Genomic DNA, 21,964 nt, shown 5'->3' on the forward strand with positions numbered 1-21,964 from the left:
CGCTAGAAAGTTCGTGCAGCGAAGCGGCGCCGCGCCTTCTGACGCCCGACTATAAAAAGCGAAGATCGAAATGGAAGCAAAGTGGCTGGAAGATTTCCTGAGCCTTGCGGATACCAAGAGCTTTTCCCGGGCCGCGCGTAACCGGCACCTCACGCAGTCGGCATTCAGCAGACGAATCGCGTCGCTCGAAACCTGGATGGACGCGAAGCTGGTCGACCGGAGCATCAACCCGATCACGCTGACGCCGGCCGGACAAATGTTCCGCGGGCTCGCCGCGGACATCCTGCGCAGCATGTATGCGGCACGCAATCTCGTGAACGGCTACGACCAGTTCGCGGCCAGCGATCAGGTCGTGCGGTTCGCCGTCGCCCATACGCTCGTCTTCACGCTGTTTCCCGAATGGCTCAAGCAGCTCAACGGCGAGGTCGGCCACGTGACCGCGCGCGTGAACGCGGTGAACGTGCCGGAAGGCGTGCAGCAACTCGTCGAGGGCGAATGCGACCTGCTGCTCGGTTATCACCATCCGCAGTTGCCGATCGTGCTCGACCCGAACCACTTCCCGTTCGTGAACCTCGGCGTCGAGCGGATCCTGCCGGTGTCGACGCCGGACGCGCGCGGCAAGCCCGTGTTCCAGCTGCCGGGCACGCCCGACGCACCGCTGCCGCTGCTCGCGTATTCGTCGGGCGCGTTTCTCGGCAACATTGTCGAGATGCTGCTGCTGAATGCGACCGAGCCGTATGTGCTGCACCGGTGCTTCGAAACGCACATGTCCGAAGCCTTGAAGGGCATGGTCGTGGCCGGGCACGGGATCGGCTGGCTGCCGGAAAGCTGTGTCGCGAAGGAGCTCGCGGAAGGCACGCTCGTGTGCGCGGGTTCCGGCGACTGGATCACCGAACTCGAAATCCGCCTGTACCGGTCGGCGCGCAAGCGCGGGCTCGCGGCCGAGCAGTTGTGGACCTACATCATGAACCGGCCGCGCAAGGCGCTTGAAGGCGTGGTCGATGCCGCCGAGCAAACGGCCGCGCCGGCGATACGCATCGCACGGCGAAGCGCGGACGGCAGCCGCTAATATTCGCGTTCGGGTTTGCGTTCGCGTCCGGTCTGTTCACGGCGCGAACGCGGATGCGGTCTCGGGCAATCCGGCAGTGCCATACATTCGCGTCGCACTGCTTCGTATCGAACGCGACGCCTTTCCGGCCGTAATCGATCATCTCGCCGCAGCCCGTGAAATCACCGTACCCGCCCCGTAATCGACAGCAGAGAAACCGCAAACGTTTGCTTTCGAAAGTCGTACTTCTTACTCATCAATCGTAATGTCCGAATATTCGGCCTGATTTTCCGGGTAGAAATACCTCGTTACACAACAAATAGAAAGTTTCGATTTACCTGTAACAACCCGAATATCAAAAACGTCGCACCCTCATTTCAAATCGCGCGACCTGTATCCGGGCCTACATCAATGCGCATCGAACACAGACGCAAAAAATTCTTTTATCAGTCGTTATGTTTCGGCACGAATGTCGATACCTCCGACGTGATTCAATGCGTGCTCGATCATCGCTACCGAACAGCAATGATCATATTCGGCAATATCGACTTTCTTCAGCATCAAGCGAGTCAGACAAATTCGTCGTTATCCTATTTAAATAGGATTATTCACCCTCGTCCCATTCCAGCCACACGCGGTTGTTGGTTCAAAAACCATCGTGTATCAATAGCGTGTCGCAAAAAGAACGCTGGAAATCTGACTCGGAGTAAATGCGTTGCCATTGATTCCGGACGGGAGGTTGCAATGTCTACCTCGTTTCGACAGCATGCTCGCCCTCTCCTGAGCGTCGTCCTCTCCACGCTCTGCATGAATGCCATGGCCCAGACCCCTGCGTCCGGTCCAGGCACGGGCCGCTACGTGATTTCCTATATCTGCGGCGACGCACGGATCGACGGTACGGCGCCGCTTCCCCCCGACGGCCGCCCGTACAACCTGGGCGTGTCGTTCGAGTCGGCCCGGACCGGGCAACCGCTTGCCAACGTGCAGGTGCGCCTGAGGCGGCATGGCCGCGTGCTCGTCGAATTCAACGCATCGGGATCGCGCTGCCTGTTCAGCGTGCCCGAGGCGAGCTACCGGGTCGAAGGCACCTATCAGGGGGCCATGCAGTTCGCGATCGTCGAAACGGGCACCCTCACCACGCAGTTGCGATGGTGAGCGTCAGCTGACCCGCCCCGATCGCGTCACTCACCGCAGCGTATCGAATCGAGGAGCATTGAATGACTCGTGCAGAACGACCGGACAACCCGCCCGCCAGCCGGCCGAAACCCTCCTGGGGCCCCGGCAAGAACGCGGCACTCAGCTTCGTCACGTTCGCCGCGATCTTCGGCATCTTCGCGTATGCCGAGCGCGACACGGCGACCGGCCATGCCAGCGTGACGCACGACATCTCCGGCGTGATCCGTACCGCCGCCGGGAAATACCGCAACGCGATCGTGGCCACGACTTCCCGCTCGACCGGTGGGTCCGGAACCTCGGTCGCTCAAGGACCGGAGCCGGCGATCGCACCGGTCGCACCGCCCGTCACGCTCGCGGCCGAACCGGAACCCGCGCCGCGGGCAGCGACCCGCGCCGTCGCGAAACACCGGCAACCGGTGCATGCGCCACCCATGGCGCTCGCCGCCAACCCGCACGCCACGCCGGCTCACGGCCACCTCAACGCGCGCTTCGGCGACGCGCATCGCGCGCCGCGAACCGAGACGCTGGCGGGCACGAGAAAGCGCATGGACTTCGCGCCGATGCCACGGCCGTACAACACCGACACGGCGCGCATGCAGACGGCAAGCGTCACGCGCGCGGACCTGGCAGGTGCGCGTGCGCTGGCCAAGGCGCGCTCGTGCGCGCAGAACGACGAATGGAACTGTGTGGAGCAAAACGCGAGCCGGGCGCTCGCGATCGACCCGAAGAACAGCGAATCGCGTGCATTGCTTGGGCAGGCGATCCGCAATCGCCTGTGAACCGGCGCCGCATGGCCGGGCCCGCTGCCCGGCCGTGTGACGAACGGTGGCGTGGATCGTCGGGTGTGCAACCGTTGTGATCGTTTCGAAGCGAGGACACACCGTGGCCAACAATCGCAAACAACACCGCACTGCCGTCGCTCCGTCCAACCGGCGGATCTTCCTGCATGCGCCGCTGATGGTGCTGCTCGTCGCGTCCGGCCCCTGCTTCTCCGCCGAAAGCGATGCGGAAACCGGCGGCGTCAGCGAAATCGCCGGCACCCATGGTGTGCCGGATCCGAAACCGCCGGACGCGCCGACACCGGGTTCGCTCGCACCGGACGCCCCCCCGCCGAATGCGCCGACGCTGATCGCGCAAGCCTCGGGCGCCCAGATGCCGAATGCCGCGGCGCCCGCGGCTCAAACCCCGCCCCCTCAGACATCGGACACGCCGATGCCGAATGCCCAGCCGCCGGCCGCGCAGACACCCGAAGCGGAAACCCCGAATGCGCAGGCGCCCGACCTCCGTACCGCCGACCCGGCCACCGTCCGCAACGACGTGTTCGGCCTCGCGTCGAGCGGCGGCGCGATCAAGGCGCTGGAAGAAGCGAAAGCGCGCCCCGACGTGTTCTCCGCCGTCGATCTCGCGCGGCTCGAGGAACTGTCGATTCGCCAGCAAGTGCGCGGCGGGCGCGACAAGTCGCGCTCGATGACGAGCGCCGACCGCTTCGACGGGCTCGACACCGCCTTGCGCGCCGCCGACGACCTCGACAAGCGGATGCCGCCCACGCCCGAGTATTCGCCGGTCAGGACGGCGCTCGCCGGCGACCGGACGATCGCGTACGCGGCACGCGGCGACATGACGAAGGCCGTCGCGACGTTCGAGACGATTCCGCCCGACGCCGAGATCTCGATCGACGCGCTGGCGGCCGTCGGCGACGCGTACCTGTACCTGAGCGAACCGGGCAAGGCCAACGCCGTGTACCAGCGCGCGCTGAAGCAAGCGACCGCGTCGCCGACGGACAGCGCGACGCGCGGCTTCCAGTACGGCGCGCGCACGCGGCCGATCGAATTGCGCGAGGGGCTGTTCTGGTCGTACGTCGACCAGGGGCGCGCGGCCGATGCGAACCAGGTGCTCGACGACATGGGCAAGTCGCTGCCGCCCGCCAAGGAGGTACGCGTGTGGGGGCCGGAAAACGACGACTACCTGCGTTACTACCGGCTGCGCGCGCAGTACCTGATCTACACGGGCCGCGTGGATGAAGGGATCGCCGCGCTGGAAAAGCTCGAGAAGGAAGTGCCGTTCAACGCGGAGGTCCGTTCCGCGCATGCCGATGCCGTATCGGGCCAGTCGCATCCGCGCCAGGCGATCGCGATGTATCACGCGTCGCTGACCGACCACCCGGACAGCGTGGAAATGCTCGCGGGGCTCGGCCGTGCGGCACTGTCGGCCGACGACTACGCGACCGCGAAGAGCGTCGACCAGACCTTCGACAACACGTTCCCCGACAGCGGCTCCGTGCGCGCATTCAAGCGCGACTACAACGCGTACCGCAGCCCCGTGTTCACGACCGACCTGAGCTACGAGCACGGCAACAGCGCGCTGGCCGACAACAGCTTCACGTCGGACAGCTATGTGTATTCGCAACCGTTCGGTGACAACTGGCGTGTGTTTTCGCACACGTTCTTCGGTTATGCGCAAACCGACAGCGGCAACATCAGCCGCACGCGCACGGGCGTCGGCGGCGACTACCGGCACGGGCCGCTCACGGTCCAGGGCGAAGTCACACGCTCGCTCGGCACCGACGGGCGAACCGGCGGCCGCGGTTCCGTCACGTACAACCTCAACGACTACTGGACGGTCAGCGGCGCGCTCGACTCCAACGACAACACGCTGCCGTGGAAGGCCTATGTCGCGCACATCTGGGGCCGCTCCGCGAACGTCGAGGTCGTGTATCGCCAGAACGACCGCCGCGAAGTCAAGCTGAGCTACGGCGTGAGCCGCTACAGCGACGCGAACTTCCACCAGGAAATTTCAGCGACGGGCACGCAGCGCGTGTACACGTCCGCGAACCAGCTCGTCAACATCTCGCTGGATCTCGGCACCGACAGCAACACGCGGCAGGACGCGCCCTACTTCAACCCGGGCCGCGACTATGCGGCGGCGGCAACCGTCATGCACCAGCTGACGCTGTGGAAGAAGGGCGACATGTCGTTGCAGCAGCGCCTGTCGGCGTCCGGCGGCGTGTACAACGAGCGCGGCTTCGGCACCAGCCCGCTGTGGACCGCCCGCCTCGAGCACGCGTGGACGTTCAAGCACGACATCACGCTGACCTACGGCGTCGAAGTCAGCAGCCATGCGTACGACGGCCAGCGCGAGCGCTCCGAAACCGGCTTCCTGTCGGTCAACCTGCCGTTCTAGCAAGGAGATCGGACAATGCAATCCAGACGGACCTTCATGTGCGGATGCCTCGGCGCGTTTACGGCCTGCTCGTTGTTTCCGGGCGTGGCGAACGCGCGGATGATCGACCTGCTGCCGCCGTCCGATCCGGTCGACGGCAAGACGTTCCGCGTGATCTGCATGCACGACGTGCGCGACAACCTGCTGTCGACCTTCTCCACGTCGACGATGGTCGATCCGTACGCGGTGGATACCGGCACGCTGACGGCCATCTTCTCGTGGCTGCAGACCAACAACTACCACACGGTCACGGTCAAGCAGATCGAGGCGTCGCGGCACGGCGGCAAGCCGCTGCCGCCCCGCGCGGTGCTGATCACGTTCGACGACGGCTACCGCAGCCACTACACGAAAGTGCTGCCGCTCCTCGAGCGCTTCAAGTATCCGGCCGTGATGGGCATCGTCACCGCGTGGATCGATGCACCGCCGGATGTGCCGATCAAGATCAGCGACAAGATCGAGATGCCGCGCGACTACTTCATGTCGTGGGACGAGGTGCAGAAGGTCGGCCAGTCGAATCTCGTCGAGCTCGCGTGCCACACGCACAACCTCCATCACGGCGCGGTCGCGAATCCGCAGGGCAACGAATTGCCGGCCACCACGTCGCACCTGTACTTCGACAACGAGAAGCGCTATGAAACCGATGCGGAGTTCGAAGCCCGTGTGCATGACGACCTGCAGACATGCGTGCGGCAGATTCGCGACCGCACCGGCATCGTCGCACGCTCGATGGTCTGGCCATACGGCGCGGAAAACCAGCCGGTGCGCAAGATCTCGACGTCGCTCGGCATGGACATCCAGTTCAGCCTCGACGCCGGCCCGAATACGCCGGACGTGCCGCTCGACCGGCTGAGGCGGATCCTGATGATGTACGACGTCGACATCGGCGGGTTCGAGCGGTCGATGCGCGAGCCGGCCACCAACCGCGGCGACGTCGACGTGCCCGAGCGCGTCGTGCAGGTCGATCTCGACCAGGTCTACGATCCCGATCCGGCGCGGCAGGAAACGAATCTCGGCAAGCTCGTCGAGCGCATCTACCGGATGCAGCCGAAATCGGTGTACCTGCAGGCGTTCGCCGATCCGAAGGGCACCGGCGTCGCGGAATCGCTGTACTTCCCGAACCGGCACCTGCCGATGCGCGCCGACCTGTTCTCGCGCGCCGCATGGCAGCTCAACACACGCTCGAACGTGCAGGTGTATGCGTGGATGCCGGTGCTGGCGTTCCGGCCGCCGGCCGACAAGCATCACGGCCTCGAAGCCGTCAGCGCATACGGCGGCGCGCCCGCGCGCGAAAACGGCTCGCGCATGTACCGCCTGAGCCCGTTCGATCCCGAAGCACGGCTGTTCATCGAGCAGATCTACGAGGATCTCGGCAAGTACGCGTCGTTCAGCGGCATCCTGTTCAGCGACGACGCCGTGCTCGACGATTACGAGGATGCGGGCCGGCACGCGTTGAGCATTTACTCGCAGTGGGGGCTGCCGGCCGACATCGGCAAGATCCGCGCGACGCCCGACCTGATGAGCCGCTGGACGCGGCAGAAGACGCGCTACCTGATCGACCTGACGCGCCAGCTCGAACAGATCGTGCTCGCGAACCAGAACGCGGGCGACGTGCTGACCGCGCGCAACATCTTCGCGCTGCCGGTGCTGAAGCCGGAATCCGAAGCGTGGTACGCGCAGAACTACGACGACTTCCTCGCCACCTACGACTTCGTCGCGCTGATGGCGATGCCGTACATGGAACAGGCGCAGGACCCCGTGCGCTGGATGGACCAGCTCGTCGACGCGGTGCGCGCGAAACAGCGCGGCTTCGCGCGCACCGTGTTCGAACTGCAGTCGTACGACTGGCATGCGCGCAAGGACATTGGGGGCAGCGCGCTGCTCGCGCAGATGCGGCGGCTGCGCAGCAAGGGCGCGGTGAACTTCGGCTACTACCCGGACAACTTCCTGAACAACCAGCCGGATCTCGACACGATGCGCGACGTGATGTCGCTGAAGTCGCGCCTCGATCCGACGTCGATCAACGCGCTGATGCAGACGCAGCATCAGCAGGGGACGAAAACGCCATGACGACCCACGGCATCATCCAGCGCCTGCAGGATTTCGTTTTCTACTACCCGTTCTTCATGTCGTATCTGTGGATGATCGGCGGCGTCGTGCACTACTTCCTGCTCGAGGAAGGCCGCGTGCTGTCGACGCGGACGATCGCGTCGAGCGGCATCCCGAAGATCTCGATCGTCGTGCCCTGCTTCAACGAAGCCGCGAACGCGCGCAGCGTGATCGGTCACCTGAACGGGATGCAGTATCCGAACTACGACATCATCGCGGTCAACGACGGCAGCAAGGATCGCACCGGCGACATCCTCAACGAACTCGCCGTCGAGATCCCGCGGCTGCTCGTGATCCATCACGCGCACAACGAAGGCAAGGCGGTCGGGCTCACGACCGCGGCGGCCGTGTCGAACGCGGAATACCTGCTGTGCATCGACGGCGATTCGCTGCTTGCGCACGATGCGATCGGCTGGATGCTCGAACACTTCCTGACCGACCCGGGCGTCGGCGCCGTGACCGGCAACCCGCGCATCCGCACGCGCACGTCGCTGCTCGGCCGCATGCAGGTCGGCGAGTTCTCGTCGATCGTCGGGCTGATCAAGCGCACGCAGCAGGTGTACGGCCGCATCTTCACGGTGTCGGGCGTCGTCACGATGTTCCGCAAGACCGCGCTCGCCGACGTCGGCTACTGGAGCTCGGACATGCTGACCGAGGACATCGACATCAGCTGGAAGCTGCAGTGCCGCGACTGGCGCGTCGTGTACGAGCCGCACGCGCTGAGCTGGATCCTGATGCCCGAGACGCTCAAGGGGCTCTATCGGCAGCGGCTGCGCTGGGCGAAAGGCGGCATCCAGGTGCTGATGAAGTATGCGGGCACACTCGCGCGGCCGACGCAGATGATGATGTGGCCGCTGTTCATCGAATACCTGATCGGCATCGCGTGGGCCTACTCGATGTCGTTCATCCTGCTGCTCGCGCTCGTCGACGTCGTCCATCCGCTGCCGCTGAACTGGCACGTATCGGTCGTGCCGCACTGGCACGGGATGCTGCTGGTCGCAACCTGCATCCTGCAACTGATCGTCGGCAGCATGATCGATCGTCGTTACGACGAAAAACTCCTGATGTACTTCCTGGACACCGTCTGGTACCCCGTCGCCTTCTGGCTGATCAGCATGATCACCACCGTCGTCGCCCTGCCCGCCGTCGTGCTGCGGGGCCGCGGCAAGCGGGCCGTATGGGTCAGCCCCGACCGAGGCATTCAACATGAAGAACGCGCCGATTATTGACCTTTCCCTGCGCGCACCGCGCGAAATGATCGCCGAGCGCGGTCGCATCGTCGGGCTCGGGCTCGTCGTCTGGTTCCGCCTCGTGCGGCCCGCGCTGGTGGGCGCCGTGTGGGCATCGATCTGCATCTACACATACCGCTACCTGCTGCCGTTCAACCAGGCGGAGATGCCGATCGAGCAGATGGTGTTCTACGCGACGTGTATCGCGATCATCGGCGGCACGATCGTCACGTGGCTGATCGCGGGGCGCGTCGTGCATCCGCTCGCGTACCGGCTGCGCGTATCGAAGATGCTGCGGCGCTCGGCCAGCGCGAAGGTGCGCTCGGTGCCCGCGACCGCGTTGGCCGGCGCTCGCCGGCGTGGCGCGCGGCGCACGACGCGCATTCTGGTCGCGTCACACGATGCGAACGGCTCGATCTCCGGCATCGAATGGGTAGCCCACGCGGGGCCGCCGCCCCGCGAGTAGATCCGCGGAGACGCGCCGCCACGCACGGGACCGCATCCGTGCGGCGTGGCGCCGCTCCTGACGCCGCGCTGCCGTGCATCGCCGGCAGGCCGGCAACTTCTTGTGGACGAGGTGAATCATGTGCGGAATCGTCGGAGCAAGCGGCCTGAACAATCAGGTGCCGCAACTGGTCAATGCACTGAGCCGGCTCGAGTATCGCGGCTACGATTCATGCGGCATCGCCGTGCAGGACGCCGGCCGCCTGCGCAGCGAACGCACGCTGCGGCGCGTGACGGACCTGCAGGATCGCGTGATGACGCTCGGTCTCGAAGCGCGGACCTGCATCGCGCATACGCGCTGGGCGACGCACGGCGCGCCGTCGGAGATGAACGCGCACCCGATCATGTCGGGCGACACGATCGCGGTCGTGCACAACGGGATCATCGAGAACCACGACGCGCTGCGCACCGAGCTGCGGCAGCGCGGCTATGTGTTTCGCGGCGAAACCGACACCGAGGTGATCGCACACCTGATCCACAGCGTCTATCGCGACGACCTGTTCGACGCGGTCGTACACGCCGTCAAGCGGCTGCACGGCGCATACGCGATCGCGGTGCTGAGCGCGCGCGAGCCGCAGCGTCTCGTCGCCGCGCGCGCCGGGTCGCCGCTCGTGATCGGTATCGGCGCCGAACAGAATTACCTGGCGTCGGACTGCGCGGCGCTCGGCGACCTGACCGACCGTTTCATCTACCTGGAAGACGGCGACGTCGCGCTGATCACGCCGGAACGCATCGCCGTGGTCGACGCGGGCGGGCAGGAAGCGCAGCGCCCGTTGTGCCAGGTGAAGGCGCGCGACGGCGACGTTGCGCTCGGCCCTTACCAACACTTCATGCAGAAGGAGATCTTCGAGCAGCCGAACGCGATCGACAGCACGCTCGACGGCATCGACACGATCTCGCCGGCGCTGTTCGATGCGACCGACAGCACGCGCGCGCTGCTGTCGCGAGTGCGGAGCGTGCTGCTGCTCGGCTGCGGCACCAGCTACTACGCGGGCCTGACCGCGAAGTACTGGCTCGAGAGCATCGCGGGTATGCCGGCGCAGGTCGAGGTCGCCAGCGAATTCCGCTACCGCGATACCGTGGCCGATCCGCGCACGCTCGTGGTCGGCATCTCGCAGTCGGGCGAAACGGCCGACACGATCGGCGCGATCGAGCGCGCGCGCGAGATGGGCCAGGAACTGTCGATGGCGATCTGCAACGTCGCGACCAGCACGATCGCGCGCAACGCGCCGCTCCGGTTCCTCACGCGGGCCGGCATCGAGCTCGGCGTCGCGTCGACCAAGGCGTTCACGACGCAACTCGTCGCGCTGTTCGTGCTGACACTCACGCTCGCGCAGCTGCGCGGCCGGCTCGATGCGGCACAGGTCGCGATGCACCTGAAGCAGTTGCGCGCGCTGTCCGGCCGCATCAGCCATGCGCTCGCGCTGGAAACGCAGATCATGGGCTGGGCCGCGAAGTTCGCGCGCACCGAGAACGCGCTGTTCCTCGGGCGCGGCATCCATTTCCCGATCGCGATGGAAGGCGCGCTGAAGCTCAAGGAGGTGTCGTACATCCACGCGGAAGGTTATGCGGCCGGCGAGCTAAAGCACGGCCCGCTCGCGCTCGTCACGAGCGCGATGCCGGTCGTCACGATCGCGCCGGACGACCGCCTGTTCCAGAAGCTGAAGTCCAACATGGCCGAGGTGCGGGCGCGCGGCGGGCGGCTCTACGTGCTGGCCGGCAATCAGCTCGAAATCGACGCCGACCGCGACACGCACCTGATTCGCGTACGCGAATCGGGTGACCTGCTGTCGCCGATCGTCAACGTGATTCCGCTGCAACTGCTCGCGTATCACGTCGGCTGCGCGCGCGGCGCCGACGTCGACAAGCCGCGCAACCTCGCGAAATCGGTGACGGTCGAATGACGCGGCGCACGCGCCCGGCGCAGGCGGTCGCGCGGCGCGTCGCGGCTGCGCTGTGCGGCGCGTGCTGCGTCGTCGCGGCACCGCCGCCGGCCTTCGCCGGCGCACCGACCGTGCATACGGTCGCCGTGCAGAACTCCCCGCCGCCGCAGGAGACCGGCGACCCGCGGCGTTTCATGCACGGCATCGGCGTGGCCGACGCGGGCAACGGCAACCGCTGGGTGTTCTTCAGCAGCTCGGGCATCGTGCCGCGCGGCGCGCTGCGCAACGGCAACTGGCCGCATGACGTGTACGTCGGCGAGTGGCTGCCCGGCAAGCCGCACCTGCTGCACGTCCATACGTTCATCAGCCGCCCCGAGGCGCAGGAACCGGTGTCGATCGCGCAGAACGCGCGCGGCGACATCTTCGTCACGTTCGAGGACGGATGGAACGCGCCGCAGGAGGTCAGCCAGCGCTACGGCGTCTACCGCCGCGACCTGAAGCCGATCAAGCCCTACCCGAACGACGTCGAGTCGGGCGGTCACTCGGGGCATGTCGCCACGGTCGGCGAACGCTTCGTCGTGTTCTATTCCGCCGACTGGGTCGATGGCGGCGGCGTCGACAACCTCGGCACCGGCAACGGCGTCTATCTGAAAACCTACGACGCGGCCGGGCGCGTGCTGAACCACGTTGCGGTCGCGCCGCACCGCCGCGAGTGGTGGCCGGTGATCGCGGGCTCGCCGCGCAACGCGCTGCTCGTCTGGCAAAAATTCATCGAAGGCAGTACGGACGCGACGCTCGAATACGCGCTGTTCGATCCGGTCACGGCGAAGCTGGACATGCTGGGGCCGTTGAACGAGGCCATCCGGTACTACGTGTACGCGTCGGCCTACGTGCCGGCGATCGACCGCTTCATCGTCGTCACGACGGCGGCGGACGATCGCGGTGTCGCGATGCTGATCGACCCTAACGGGCGCCGCACGGCAACGCTCGGCTGCCTGCCGGCGTCGGTGCGCGAATCCGGCATCGGCATTTCCGACACGCATGCGTATGTGCCGACTCGCGATGGACGGCTGCTGACGCTGGCGCTTGCGCCGGCGGACATTGCGGTGAGCGGCGTGCAGCGTTCACCGATTCCGTGGGGCACGACGGGCATCGCCGGTTTCCCGGCGCGCGGCACGACAATGCATTTCGTGTCGCTGACGCCGTCGGGCACGCGCGAAGCCGATTTCGACCCGGGCCAGCAAACGCCGTTGCCGAAGAGCGAGGCGCCGTGTTCGAGTCATTGACGCCACGGCGAGCGCGGCGTCGCGTGAACCTCGCCAAATGAACGCGTTCAGTCCGCGATCGCGCTACCCTGCCCGAACCGCGCCACGCAATGCCACACCCATTTGGCCGTCTGATAGTCGAGTACACCGCCTCGCACGCGGCCAAGCGCGGCCGGCGTCACGATGCGATCGACGGCGATGCGCTCGATCGCATCGGCCGCCACCTGCCCACGAAACTGCACGCACTCGGCAAGCCTGTCCAGCGACAGCCGGAAACCGCCATGCCACTCGACCCGGCAGCCCGACCGCGCAGCCGCCGCCTCGACCGACGTATCGCGATAGCTCGGATCGAGCACGATCGCGTCGACATCGTCAACCAGACTGACCACGCCGTGCACCTGCGCTTCGATGTAGTTGTCGAGCAGCGGATCGAGGTCGTCGCGGTTTTCGGCCGCGAGCGCGATCAGCGCCGTGCAGTCGTGAATCGCGAAATGCTCGGGCCGGTAATGGCTGTCGGGGTAACAAAAGGTCGTTCGCCGATGCGCATCGCTTCGCAGGCGCAAATGACATGATCCGAAGCGGCGTGACCCGCCGACAGGATCGAGAAGATGGTTCAGTGCGCCGTACTTCGGCCGCAGCGCAGGATCGGCGGCGTCGTACGCCTGCCCGAACATCCTGCTTTCCCAGAGCCAGCGATCGCCGCCCGGATACGCGGTCAGGCCGCCATTACTCGTCGCCGTCTCGAACTGCGACCGGTAGAGGCCGTCGCGGACGATCCGCTCGAGCGTGCCGATGCCGTCGGCCAGTGTGTCCGGATGGAAATTGAGCGTGACGGGAAATGCCGGGCCCGGCCGTGCCGGCGGCCAGGATCGTCGGATATGGGCGATCGCCCGCTCTGCAGGAGTGTCCATGTGTGTTTGTCCGGTCGCGTCGAACGTCACCGGGCCGCGCATCGCCGACAGTATCGTGGCGCTCGCAGTCCGGCGCCGGGTGTTGCTGGCCGTGTCGGAGCACGATCTTACATCGCGTGTGCGCCGATCGCACAACCCGCGCCGCAGTCGCCAGCGCCGCGCGTACCGGATAGACTGTCGCCCGACTCCTTCCATCGGCCGCGGTTTCCGCCTCCTGCCGCCGCCGGAACGCCCTTTTCCGGAGAACGAATGCTGAAGCGCCAGTGGTTTTTGCTTGTGCTGCTGACGGTTTGCCTGATCGGACAACGCGCGTCGGCCCAGTCCGCGCTCGAACTCGAAACCGACGGCACGGCCCGCGCCCTCACCCGCCAGACGCTGCTCGCGCGCCCCGATGCGACGGACATCCACGTGCCGCGCGACATCGCCTACGGCCGGCCGATGACGTTCCGCGCCGTGCCATTCGCCGCACTACTCGGCGACACGCCGCTGCCGGCCGACGGCGTGCTCGAAACCCGAGCGGCCGACGGCTTCGCCGCGCAGTTGCCGATGGATCTCGTGCGCCACCGCGCGCCGGCCGGCGCCGTTGCATGGCTCGCGATCGAGGACCCGGCCCATCCATGGCCAAAACTGCCCGGCAAGCACGTCAGCGCCGGGCCGTTCTATCTCGTCTGGCTCGGGCCGGATGCGTCGTCGGTGCGCGGCGAGCAGTGGCCGTACCAGATCGTGCGCGTCACGATCGAATCGTCGCCGGTCACACGCTGGCCGTCGCTCGCCGTCGATTCCGCGCTGCCCGAAAACGATCCGGCCCGCGCGGGCCAGCACCTGTTCGTCACGCAATGCCTCGCGTGCCACCGCCTCGACGGCGCGGGCAGCAGCCATGCCGGCCCCGACCTGAACACGCCGATGAATCCGGTCGACTACTTCCAGCCCGCCGCGCTGCGCCGCTATATCCGCAACCCGGCGTCGGTGCGCGACTGGCCGGGCCGGAGCATGCCGGCGTTTCCGCCCGATCAGTTGAGCGACCGGGAACTCGACCAGATCGTCGCGTATCTCGCGTATATGGCGCGGCGCAAGGCCGCTCAGTAACGCGCGGTCGGATCACACAAGGAACGTTGATGACGCCAGGCGACACGCTGTTCACCATCGCATCGATCGAGGCCGTGCAGACCCACCCGCTCCGGGCAGCGATCCTGCTGAACGGCGATCTGAACGCGTGCGAACTGGCGGGCGACCATGCCGCGACGACGCTGCACGTCGGCGTGCGCGACGATCAGTCGGGCATCGTGGCGGTCGCGTCGCTTTGCGAGGAGCCGCGCGACGACGACCGTGCGCGGCCGGCGTGGCGACTTCGCGGAATGGCCGTCGACCCTGCCGTTCGCGGCATGGGCTTCGGGCCCGTGCTGGTGCAGGTGTGCGTGCGGCACGCGGAAGAACGCGGGGCCGCGCTCGTGTGGTGCACGGCGCGCGAATCGGCATACCGGTTCTATGAAAAGCTGGGTTTTGTGTCCGATGGTGCACCGGTAACGATGCCGGGGCGCACCGATACCGCGTTCCATGTGATGCGGCGCTACATCGATCGGCACGCGCCGCCTGTCTGAAGCGGACCGCGCGCCGGCGTCATCGGAAGAGAATCGGCGCGGCCCGGCGTACCACCTTGTGCCGGGCCGCCCTCATCACGCTCAGGCTTCCTGCGCGCTCCGCAGCACCGCACGCAACAGCACATCTGCGCCCGCCGCCGCCCATTCGGGCGTAATCGCTTCGGCCTCGTTGTGGCTCAGCCCGTCGACGCACGGCACGAAAATCATCCCGGTCGGCGCGACGCGCGCGACATAACACGCGTCATGTCCCGCGCCGGACACGATATCCATGTGCGTCAGCCCGAGCGCCTCGGCCGCGTCACGCACCGTGTCGATGCAACGCGGCGCGAACGGTATCGGCGGATACGTGAAGATCTGCTCGATCTGCGTGCCAAGACCGGTTTCGTCGGCCACGCGGGCGAGTTCCGCACGCAGCGCCGCGTCCAGTTCGTCGAGCACCGCGTCGTCGGGGTGACGGAATTCGACCGTGAAGAAGCAGCCGCCCGGCACCGTGTTGCGCGAATTCGGCCGCGCTTCGATCATGCCGACCGTTGCGCGCGCATACGGCGCGTAACGACGGCCGAGCACTTCGACGAACGAGATCATCCGCGCGGCGCCGACCAGCGCATCGCGACGGAACTCCATCGGCGTCGTGCCCGCATGCGCATCGACACCGGTGAGCGTCACCTCGTACCAACGCTGCCCCTGCCCGGCCGTCACGACGCCGATCGTCTTGCCGGCCCGTTCGAGAATCGCGCCCTGTTCGATATGCAGCTCGTACGCCGCGTGCACCGGATAACCGCCGACGGGCTCGGCGCCCGCGTAGCCGATCCGTTCCAGTTCCTCGCCGATCGTCTTGCCCGCGGTGTCCGTGCGCGACAGCCCGTATTCGAGCGTATAGACACCCGCGAACACGCCGGCCGAAATCATCGCCGGCGCGAAGCGCGAACCTTCCTCGTTGGTCCAGATCACGACGTCGACCGGACGCTCGGTCTCGATGCCCGCGTCGTTCAGTGCACGCACGACTTCAAGCCCGCCGAGCACGCCGTAGATGCCGTCATAGCGGCCGCCCGTCGGCTGCGAATCGGCGTGCGAGCCCGTCATCACCGGCGCGGCGTCGGGGTTGCGGCCCGCGCGGCGCGCGAACACGGTGCCCATCCGGTCCACCCGCACCGTGCAGCCGGCCTCCTGCGCCCACTGCACGAACAGGTCGCGCGACGCGCGATCGAGATCGGTCAGCGCGAGACGGCAGACGCCGCCTTTCGGCGTCGCGCCGATCTGCGCCATCCGCTCGAGCGATGCCCACAGGCGGTCGCCGTCGACGCGCGGCGCGCTCACGTTGCCGTCACGCATCGCCGTGCTCCGGCGCGGATTGCCGTGCGTAACGGAAATCGCAGCGCTTGCCGCCCTGCATGATCGTGCTCGTGCGCGTGAGTGTGATGTCCGGCGCATAGCCCTGGATGAAATGGCTGTCGCGCGCGCAGCTCAGCAGGTGCCCGATCTCGCCGAGCCCCATCGCGTGATACATCTCCGCGTAGCTGCAGCGATGCACGTCGTAGTCGTAGTGCGCGTCGTCCACGCGCCGCACCTCGACGTCAAGCGCATCGTCCTTCTCCCACAGCACCTGCAGCGCGATGAACGACTTCACGCTCGTGCCGTCCGGCTCCTGCGCGGCGAACGTGCGGCCCGCATCGACGGCCGCGCCGCGCACGGCTTCCGCGATCACGGCCTGCGCGCGCTCGGCGCCGAACTCGCGCTTCATGATCTCGTAGATCGGCTTGATGATTTCCGCTTCGATGCGGCGCCGCGCGAGGATCCCGAGGCGCGTGTCCTCGGGTGCGGCGGCGGATGTCTGGGTCGGTTCGGTCATGGGGATCGTCTTTGTCGTTGATTTACTTGGCCACGGTGCGCGAGCCGCCGAGCACGTCGACGACGGTCCACTTGCCGCCGCGCACCTGATAGATCGTGAACGCCGGATCCTTCAGGTTGCCTTCGCCATCGAACGCGATCCGCCCCGTCACGCCGGGCCGGTCGATCGCGCGGACCGCCGCGACCAGCTTCGCCGGCTGCGTCGTACCGGCCTTCTGCGCGGCCGCGATCAGCGTGGCGGCCGCGTCGTACGCGAACGGCGCATGCAGTTCGATCGGTGCACGATAGCGTGCCTGGTACTGCGTGTCGAACGTCTTGCCGCCCGGCATCCGGTCGAGCGGCAGGCCCGGTTCGAGCGCCGTCACGCCGTCGCCGTCCTTGCCCGCGAGCGACAGGAAGGTCTGGCTCACGAAGCCGCCCGCACCGAGCAGCGGCGCGTTCACGCCGAGCTGGCGCATCCGGCGCGCGATCGGCGCGGCCTGCGCATCGAGGCCGCCGAAGAACACGAGATCGGCGCGCTTGCCCTTGATCGCGGTCAGCACGCCGCTGAAGTCGGTCGTCTTGTCGTTCACGTACTGGCGATCGACGATCGCGCCGCCGTTCGCCTGCACGCCCTTGATGAACTGGTCGGCCAGCCCCGCGCCGAACGACGTGCGATCGTCGATCACCGCGATGCGCTTCGCCTTCAGCGTCTTCACCGCATACGCGCCGGTGAAGTTGCCGCCCGCATCGTCGTGACCCATGATGCGGAAGGCCGTCGCATAACCCTGCTGCGTGTATTGGTGGCCGGTGGACGCCGGCGCGATCTGCGGAATGCCCGCATCGCGATAGACGCGTGCCGCCGGCACGCTGCAGCCCGTGTTCCAGTGACCGACGACACCGATCACGTGCTGGTCGACGAGCTGCTGAGCGACCGCGACGGCCGTGCGCGGATCGGACTGATCGTCGGCCGCGACGAGCTTGTAGACGACCGGCTTGCCGCCGATGGTCGGATGCTTCGCGTTCGCGTCGTCGATCGCGAGTTGCGCACCATTCTGCAAGTCCTTGCCGATACGCGCGGACGGACCGGTGAGCGGCGCGGCGAGACCGATCGCGATCGTCTGCGGCGCGGACTGCGCGAACGCGGGAACGGATGCGGCCAGGGCGGCCGCCGAGAAAACGAGGCTTGCGTGAAGGAACGGGATTTTCATGTGTGGGGATCGGCGATTCGGATCAAAACATGAAAAATATTAAATATTCAGCACCCAAACCCCAAATACCCAATTGTTGGATGCTTATGCCGTTCCCTGCAGATTAAACCAAGCACATGTAAACACAAGATATTTTCAGATTGCCGCTCATCCTGACTTTTCGATAAAATTCGATACATGAAAAATATCGAACAATTACCGCACGATCCGCCGCTGCGCGCGGTGCGTGCGTTCGAAGCATTCGCGCGTCTCGGGTCGGTCACCGCGGCGGCGGGCGAGCTCGACATCACGCCGTCGGCGGTCAGCCATCAGCTGCAACTGCTCGAAGCGTTCATCCAGACGCCGCTGACGGTGCGCGAGGGCCGGCTGCTCGCGCTCACCGACGAAGGGCGCGACTACTACCGCTCGATCAGCGCCGCGTTCTCGGTGCTGCGCAGCGCGACGCGCTTCGTGCGCGACCGCTCGTCGCTGCGGCAGATCACGGTCAGCCTGATTCCGCTGCTCGGCATCGGCTGGTTCATTCCGCGGCTGCACGCATTCCTGGCCGACAACACGGACGTCGACGTGACCGTGCTGTATGCGCATCACCGCAACTACCGAAGCGACGCGTCGGATCTGTCGATCCGCTTCGGCACCGGCGACTGGCCCGGCTACCGCTGCGAGCGGCTGCTGCCGGGCGCGATGGTGCCGATGTGCAGCCCGTCGTTCCTGAAGCGCCACGGGCCGTTCCGCACGCCGGCCGATCTCGCGCGCGCGCCGCTCGTGCACGACGAGGATCGCAGCACGTGGGTCAACTGGCTGCAGGGCGCCGGCGTGCGGCACGTGTCGCATGCGGTGGGACCGATGTTCGAGGACGGCCAGCTCACGCTGAGCGCCGCGCGCGCGGATCTCGGTGCCGCGCTGCTGCGTGCGCCGCTGGTCGAACGCGAACTGGCGAACGGCGAACTCGTGAAGCTGTTCGATCATGCGCTGGACGACGGGCGCGACTACTACCTGTGCACGCGCGAGGACGCGGACATGCCGGATGGGGCACGGCGGCTGGCTGAGTGGTTGAGGAAGATGGCGGGGATTTGAGCGGCGCAGGCTGCTGCTGCGCCGTCGGTCGACCGATCCGGAACGCGACACGCGTATCGGACTTGCCGCGACCTTGCACTGGCGCGACCGGATCGCCATGATGGGCGTTTCACCTGACGGAGGTCGAGATGAACAGTATTCCGGTCGATCTGTCGGATGACCAGCTTGCCGCGTTGACCGCCATCGCCACAATCAAAAACCGCTCCCGAGCCGAGATCGTTCGCGACGCGATCGATGCGTATATCGCGCAGCACACGAAGACATCGGCCGACGACGCGTTCGGTCTATGGAAGGGCCGTCCGGTCGCCAGCCAAGAGAGCTTGCGCGCCGAGTGGTAAAGAAGCCCCGGCGCCGACTGCCCGATCAGCGGTCTGCGCAAACGAGCCGATTCATCCCGACGGACACAATCCCCTACGTTTCCCCCACGAGCGCCCGAGCCGCGCCCGCCCGACCGCGCACAGTGCGTCAACCGCATCGCCGCCCGCCCCCGCCCAATCAAGGGCCGGAAGCAGATAGAAATTCCCGATGCCCCGGATTGAAACAAGCAATTTCACAAGATCAGGGTGAACCCGGATACTGGCAACACTCCACTCACCACTGAAGCAAAGGAACTCACCAGATGCCGATCATCAACACCCAAATCAAGCCGTTCAAGGCAACCGCATACCACAACGGCGATTTCGTGCCCGTGTCGGAAGAGAACTTCAAGGGCAAGTGGTCCGTCGTCGTGTTCTACCCGGCCGACTTCACGTTCGTCTGCCCGACCGAGCTGGGCGACCTCGCCGACCGTTACGCGGAATTCCAGAAGCTGGGTGTCGAAATCTACGGCGTGTCGACCGACACGCACTTCACGCACAAGGCATGGCACGACACGTCGGACACGATCGGCAAGATCAAGTACCCGATGATCGGCGACCCGACGCTCACGCTGTCGCGCAACTTCGACGTGCTGATCGAGGAAGAAGGGATGGCGCTGCGCGGCACGTTCGTGATCAACCCGGAAGGCGAGATCAAGCTGTGCGAAATCCACGACAACGGCATCGGCCGTGACGCGGGCGAACTGCTGCGCAAGGTGCAGGCTGCGCAATACATCGCGGCGCACCCGGGTGAAGTGTGCCCGGCCAAGTGGACGCCGGGCGCGGAAACGCTGACCCCGTCGCTCGACCTGATCGGCAAGATCTGACGATCGCTCCGCGCGCCTCGCACGAGGCGCGCGAGACACACGAATACGGGCCGCCGCATCGCGCGGCCCGCGCCCTCCTCCGGCACGACGTGCCCGACCAGAATCATTAATACGGAATCCGAAACGCCATGCTCGACGCCAATCTCAAGAATCAACTGAAAGCGCACCTCGAAAAGATCACGCGCCCGATCGAACTCGTCGCCTCGCTCGACGACAGCGCGAAATCGCAGGAACTGCTGGCGCTGCTGAACGAGATTGCGTCGCTGACGGATCGCGTGACCGTGACCGAACGCCGCGACGACGCCGAGCGCAAGCCGTCGTTCTCGATCGGCGAGCCCGGCAAGCCGGCCGGCATCCGCTTCGCCGGCATCCCGATGGGCCATGAATTCACGTCGCTCGTGCTCGCGCTGCTGCAGACGGGCGGCCACCCGATCAAGCTCGACGACGACGTGGTCGAACAGATCCGCGCGCTCGACGGCGACTACGCGTTCGAAACGTATTTCTCGCTGTCGTGCCAGAACTGCCCGGAAGTCGTGCAGGCGCTGAACGTGATGTCGCTGATCAACCCGCGCATCCGTCACGTCGCGATCGACGGCGCGCTGTTCCAGAATGAAGTCGAGTCGCGCCAGATCATGGCCGTGCCGACGATGTTCCTGAACGGCACCTCGTTCGGCCAGGGCCGCAGCAGCGTGAAGGAAATCCTCGCGAAGCTCGATACGGGTGCAAGCGCCCGCGCTGCGAAGTCGCTCGAAAGCAAGCCGGTGTTCGACACGCTGATCGTCGGCGGCGGCCCGGCAGGCGCGGCCGCGGCGATTTACTCGGCACGCAAGGGCATCGCGACGGGCGTCGTCGCCGAGCGTTTCGGCGGCCAGGTGCTCGACACGATGGCGATCGAGAACTTCGTGTCGGTGCAGGAAACCGAAGGGCCGAAGTTCGCGACCGCGCTCGAACAGCACGTGAAGCAGTACGACGTCGACATCATGGACGTGCAGCGCGCCGACGCGCTGATTCCGGGCGACGTGCACCAGATCCGCCTCGCGAACGGCGCGGTGCTGAAGGCAAAGACGATCATCCTCGCGACCGGCGCGCGCTGGCGCGAAATCAACGTGCCGGGCGAGCGTGAATACCGCAATCGCGGTGTCGCGTACTGCCCGCACTGCGACGGCCCGCTGTTCAAGGGCAAGCGCGTCGCGGTGGTCGGCGGCGGCAACTCGGGCGTCGAAGCCGCGATCGACCTCGCCGGCATCGTGAAGGCCGTCACGCTGATCGAATACGGCGCGCAACTGCGCGCGGACGAAGTGCTGCAGCGCAAGCTGCGCAGCCTGCCGAACGTGACGATCGTCACGCAAGCGCAAACGACCGAGCTGACCGGCGACGGCAGCAAGCTGAACGGGCTCGTCTACAAGGATCTGCGTACGGGCGAAGCGCAGCGCATCGATCTCGAAGGCGTGTTCGTGCAGATCGGCCTCGTGCCGAACACCGAATGGTTGAAAGGCACGATCGAACTGTCGAAGCACGGCGAGATCGTCGTCGATGCACGCGGCGCGACGTCGGTGCCGGGCGTGTTCGCGGCCGGCGACGTAACGACGGTGCCGTTCAAGCAGATCGTGATCGCGGTCGGCGAAGGCGCGAAGGCATCGCTCGGCGCGTTCGACCACCTGATCCGGCAGGACGTGGCGCCGGTTGCAGCCGCTCAGCCGCAGGCCGAAGAAGCGGTCGCCGCTTAACGC

At 66.4% G+C, this 21,964-nt stretch carries 19 protein-coding genes; 15 read left to right on the plus strand and 4 right to left on the minus strand.

All coding sequences use genetic code 11. The features are described from left to right. The first annotated feature begins 70 nt into the window (after positions 1 to 70). From H3H55_RS26025 to H3H55_RS26065, 9 genes are all read left to right on the plus strand, one after another. On the plus strand, positions 71 to 1,069 hold the full coding sequence (locus H3H55_RS26025) for a LysR substrate-binding domain-containing protein (RefSeq protein WP_129517120.1): 999 nt from the start codon (positions 71 to 73) through the stop codon (positions 1,067 to 1,069). Positions 1,070 to 1,792: 723 nt separating this feature from the next. After that, a complete protein-coding gene (locus tag H3H55_RS26030; protein ID WP_129517412.1) occupies positions 1,793 to 2,203 on the plus strand; it encodes a hypothetical protein in 411 nt (136 codons plus the stop codon). 62 nt (positions 2,204 to 2,265) lie between these two features. After that, positions 2,266 to 3,003, plus strand: a complete 738-nt coding sequence (locus H3H55_RS26035; protein ID WP_193100797.1) for a hypothetical protein — start codon at positions 2,266 to 2,268, stop codon at positions 3,001 to 3,003. Positions 3,004 to 3,106: 103 nt separating this feature from the next. Continuing rightward, the gene (pgaA, locus tag H3H55_RS26040; protein ID WP_193100798.1) at positions 3,107 to 5,404 is read left to right on the plus strand and encodes a poly-beta-1,6 N-acetyl-D-glucosamine export porin PgaA; all 2,298 of its coding nucleotides are present in this window, start codon (positions 3,107 to 3,109) and stop codon (positions 5,402 to 5,404) included. 15 nt (positions 5,405 to 5,419) lie between these two features. Then, positions 5,420 to 7,510 carry a poly-beta-1,6-N-acetyl-D-glucosamine N-deacetylase PgaB gene (gene pgaB / locus H3H55_RS26045; protein WP_193100799.1) on the plus strand — a complete coding sequence of 697 codons (2,091 nt, stop codon included), beginning with the start codon at positions 5,420 to 5,422 and terminating at the stop codon, positions 7,508 to 7,510. After that, a complete protein-coding gene (pgaC, locus tag H3H55_RS26050) occupies positions 7,507 to 8,778 on the plus strand; it encodes a poly-beta-1,6-N-acetyl-D-glucosamine synthase (RefSeq protein WP_048251336.1) in 1,272 nt (423 codons plus the stop codon). The genes pgaB and pgaC overlap by 4 nt, the downstream gene beginning before the upstream one ends. Beyond that, positions 8,756 to 9,244: a Biofilm PGA synthesis auxiliary protein PgaD gene (locus tag H3H55_RS26055; RefSeq protein WP_193100800.1), complete on the plus strand. Its 489-nt coding sequence runs from the start codon at positions 8,756 to 8,758 to the stop codon at positions 9,242 to 9,244. Before pgaC ends, H3H55_RS26055 begins: the two co-directional genes overlap by 23 nt. 118 nt (positions 9,245 to 9,362) lie before the next feature. Further along, a complete protein-coding gene (gene glmS / locus H3H55_RS26060) occupies positions 9,363 to 11,186 on the plus strand; it encodes a glutamine--fructose-6-phosphate transaminase (isomerizing) (protein ID WP_193100801.1) in 1,824 nt (607 codons plus the stop codon). Further along, positions 11,183 to 12,451 carry a hypothetical protein gene (locus tag H3H55_RS26065; protein ID WP_193100802.1) on the plus strand — a complete coding sequence of 423 codons (1,269 nt, stop codon included), beginning with the start codon at positions 11,183 to 11,185 and terminating at the stop codon, positions 12,449 to 12,451. Before glmS ends, H3H55_RS26065 begins: the two co-directional genes overlap by 4 nt. A 47-nt stretch (positions 12,452 to 12,498) precedes the next feature. Here H3H55_RS26065 and H3H55_RS26070 read toward each other — a convergent pair whose 3' ends face one another. Further along, complete coding sequence (locus tag H3H55_RS26070; RefSeq protein WP_226800370.1) at positions 12,499 to 13,536, minus strand: DUF3626 domain-containing protein; 1,038 nt, start codon at positions 13,534 to 13,536, stop codon at positions 12,499 to 12,501. Positions 13,537 to 13,590: 54 nt separating this feature from the next. Here H3H55_RS26070 and H3H55_RS26075 point away from each other — a divergent pair, with 54 nt between their 5' ends. Then, on the plus strand, positions 13,591 to 14,427 hold the full coding sequence (locus H3H55_RS26075) for a c-type cytochrome (protein WP_193100803.1): 837 nt from the start codon (positions 13,591 to 13,593) through the stop codon (positions 14,425 to 14,427). A gap of 29 nt (positions 14,428 to 14,456) precedes the next feature. Beyond that, positions 14,457 to 14,939, plus strand: coding sequence for a GNAT family N-acetyltransferase (locus H3H55_RS26080; protein WP_193100804.1), 483 nt, complete (start codon positions 14,457 to 14,459; stop codon positions 14,937 to 14,939). 81 nt (positions 14,940 to 15,020) lie between these two features. Here H3H55_RS26080 and H3H55_RS26085 read toward each other — a convergent pair whose 3' ends face one another. From H3H55_RS26085 to H3H55_RS26095, 3 genes are read right to left on the minus strand one after another with little or no spacing between them, the layout of a single operon-like run. Next, the gene (locus H3H55_RS26085; protein ID WP_193100805.1) at positions 15,021 to 16,271 is read right to left on the minus strand and encodes a Zn-dependent hydrolase; all 1,251 of its coding nucleotides are present in this window, start codon (positions 16,269 to 16,271) and stop codon (positions 15,021 to 15,023) included. Continuing rightward, positions 16,264 to 16,788, minus strand: a complete 525-nt coding sequence (locus tag H3H55_RS26090; protein WP_193100806.1) for an L-2-amino-thiazoline-4-carboxylic acid hydrolase — start codon at positions 16,786 to 16,788, stop codon at positions 16,264 to 16,266. The genes H3H55_RS26085 and H3H55_RS26090 overlap by 8 nt, the downstream gene beginning before the upstream one ends. Positions 16,789 to 16,810: 22 nt before the next feature. Beyond that, the gene (locus H3H55_RS26095) at positions 16,811 to 17,977 is read right to left on the minus strand and encodes a branched-chain amino acid ABC transporter substrate-binding protein (RefSeq protein WP_193100807.1); all 1,167 of its coding nucleotides are present in this window, start codon (positions 17,975 to 17,977) and stop codon (positions 16,811 to 16,813) included. 177 nt (positions 17,978 to 18,154) lie between these two features. On the opposite strand from H3H55_RS26095, the gene H3H55_RS26100 reads away from it, so the two are divergent. The 4 genes from H3H55_RS26100 to ahpF all read left to right on the plus strand — a co-directional run bounded on the left by H3H55_RS26100 (position 18,155) and on the right by ahpF (position 21,961). Beyond that, on the plus strand, positions 18,155 to 19,051 hold the full coding sequence (locus H3H55_RS26100; protein ID WP_021160899.1) for a LysR substrate-binding domain-containing protein: 897 nt from the start codon (positions 18,155 to 18,157) through the stop codon (positions 19,049 to 19,051). A 128-nt stretch (positions 19,052 to 19,179) separates the two neighbouring features. Continuing rightward, positions 19,180 to 19,389: a CopG family transcriptional regulator gene (locus tag H3H55_RS26105; protein ID WP_193100808.1), complete on the plus strand. Its 210-nt coding sequence runs from the start codon at positions 19,180 to 19,182 to the stop codon at positions 19,387 to 19,389. 281 nt (positions 19,390 to 19,670) lie between these two features. Next, complete coding sequence (gene ahpC / locus H3H55_RS26110) at positions 19,671 to 20,234, plus strand: alkyl hydroperoxide reductase subunit C (RefSeq protein WP_006488685.1); 564 nt, start codon at positions 19,671 to 19,673, stop codon at positions 20,232 to 20,234. A 128-nt stretch (positions 20,235 to 20,362) separates the two neighbouring features. Further along, positions 20,363 to 21,961, plus strand: coding sequence for an alkyl hydroperoxide reductase subunit F (gene ahpF / locus H3H55_RS26115; RefSeq protein WP_193100809.1), 1,599 nt, complete (start codon positions 20,363 to 20,365; stop codon positions 21,959 to 21,961). The last annotated feature ends 3 nt before the right edge of the window (positions 21,962 to 21,964 follow it).

It is taken from the genome of Burkholderia sp. Z1, from assembly GCF_014893795.1.
In the GTDB taxonomy this organism is placed as follows: domain Bacteria; phylum Pseudomonadota; class Gammaproteobacteria; order Burkholderiales; family Burkholderiaceae; genus Burkholderia; species Burkholderia theae.

Bases quoted from the DNA above. Each gene is read 5' to 3' on its own strand.
- H3H55_RS26025 (WP_129517120.1), top strand. From the start codon at position 71: ATGGAAGCAAAGTGGCTGGAAGATTTCCTGAGCCTTGCGGATACCAAG.
- H3H55_RS26030 (WP_129517412.1), top strand. From the start codon at position 1,793: ATGTCTACCTCGTTTCGACAGCATGCTCGCCCTCTCCTGAGCGTCGTC.
- H3H55_RS26035 (WP_193100797.1), top strand. From the start codon at position 2,266: ATGACTCGTGCAGAACGACCGGACAACCCGCCCGCCAGCCGGCCGAAA.
- pgaB (WP_193100799.1), top strand. From the start codon at position 5,420: ATGCAATCCAGACGGACCTTCATGTGCGGATGCCTCGGCGCGTTTACG.
- pgaC (WP_048251336.1), top strand. From the start codon at position 7,507: ATGACGACCCACGGCATCATCCAGCGCCTGCAGGATTTCGTTTTCTAC.
- H3H55_RS26055 (WP_193100800.1), top strand. From the start codon at position 8,756: ATGAAGAACGCGCCGATTATTGACCTTTCCCTGCGCGCACCGCGCGAA.
- glmS (WP_193100801.1), top strand. From the start codon at position 9,363: ATGTGCGGAATCGTCGGAGCAAGCGGCCTGAACAATCAGGTGCCGCAA.
- H3H55_RS26065 (WP_193100802.1), top strand. From the start codon at position 11,183: ATGACGCGGCGCACGCGCCCGGCGCAGGCGGTCGCGCGGCGCGTCGCG.
- H3H55_RS26070 (WP_226800370.1), bottom strand. From the start codon at position 13,536: ATGGAAGGAGTCGGGCGACAGTCTATCCGGTACGCGCGGCGCTGGCGA.
- H3H55_RS26075 (WP_193100803.1), top strand. From the start codon at position 13,591: ATGCTGAAGCGCCAGTGGTTTTTGCTTGTGCTGCTGACGGTTTGCCTG.
- H3H55_RS26080 (WP_193100804.1), top strand. From the start codon at position 14,457: ATGACGCCAGGCGACACGCTGTTCACCATCGCATCGATCGAGGCCGTG.
- H3H55_RS26085 (WP_193100805.1), bottom strand. From the start codon at position 16,271: ATGCGTGACGGCAACGTGAGCGCGCCGCGCGTCGACGGCGACCGCCTG.
- H3H55_RS26090 (WP_193100806.1), bottom strand. From the start codon at position 16,788: ATGACCGAACCGACCCAGACATCCGCCGCCGCACCCGAGGACACGCGC.
- H3H55_RS26095 (WP_193100807.1), bottom strand. From the start codon at position 17,977: ATGAAAATCCCGTTCCTTCACGCAAGCCTCGTTTTCTCGGCGGCCGCC.
- H3H55_RS26100 (WP_021160899.1), top strand. From the start codon at position 18,155: ATGAAAAATATCGAACAATTACCGCACGATCCGCCGCTGCGCGCGGTG.
- H3H55_RS26105 (WP_193100808.1), top strand. From the start codon at position 19,180: ATGAACAGTATTCCGGTCGATCTGTCGGATGACCAGCTTGCCGCGTTG.
- ahpC (WP_006488685.1), top strand. From the start codon at position 19,671: ATGCCGATCATCAACACCCAAATCAAGCCGTTCAAGGCAACCGCATAC.
- ahpF (WP_193100809.1), top strand. From the start codon at position 20,363: ATGCTCGACGCCAATCTCAAGAATCAACTGAAAGCGCACCTCGAAAAG.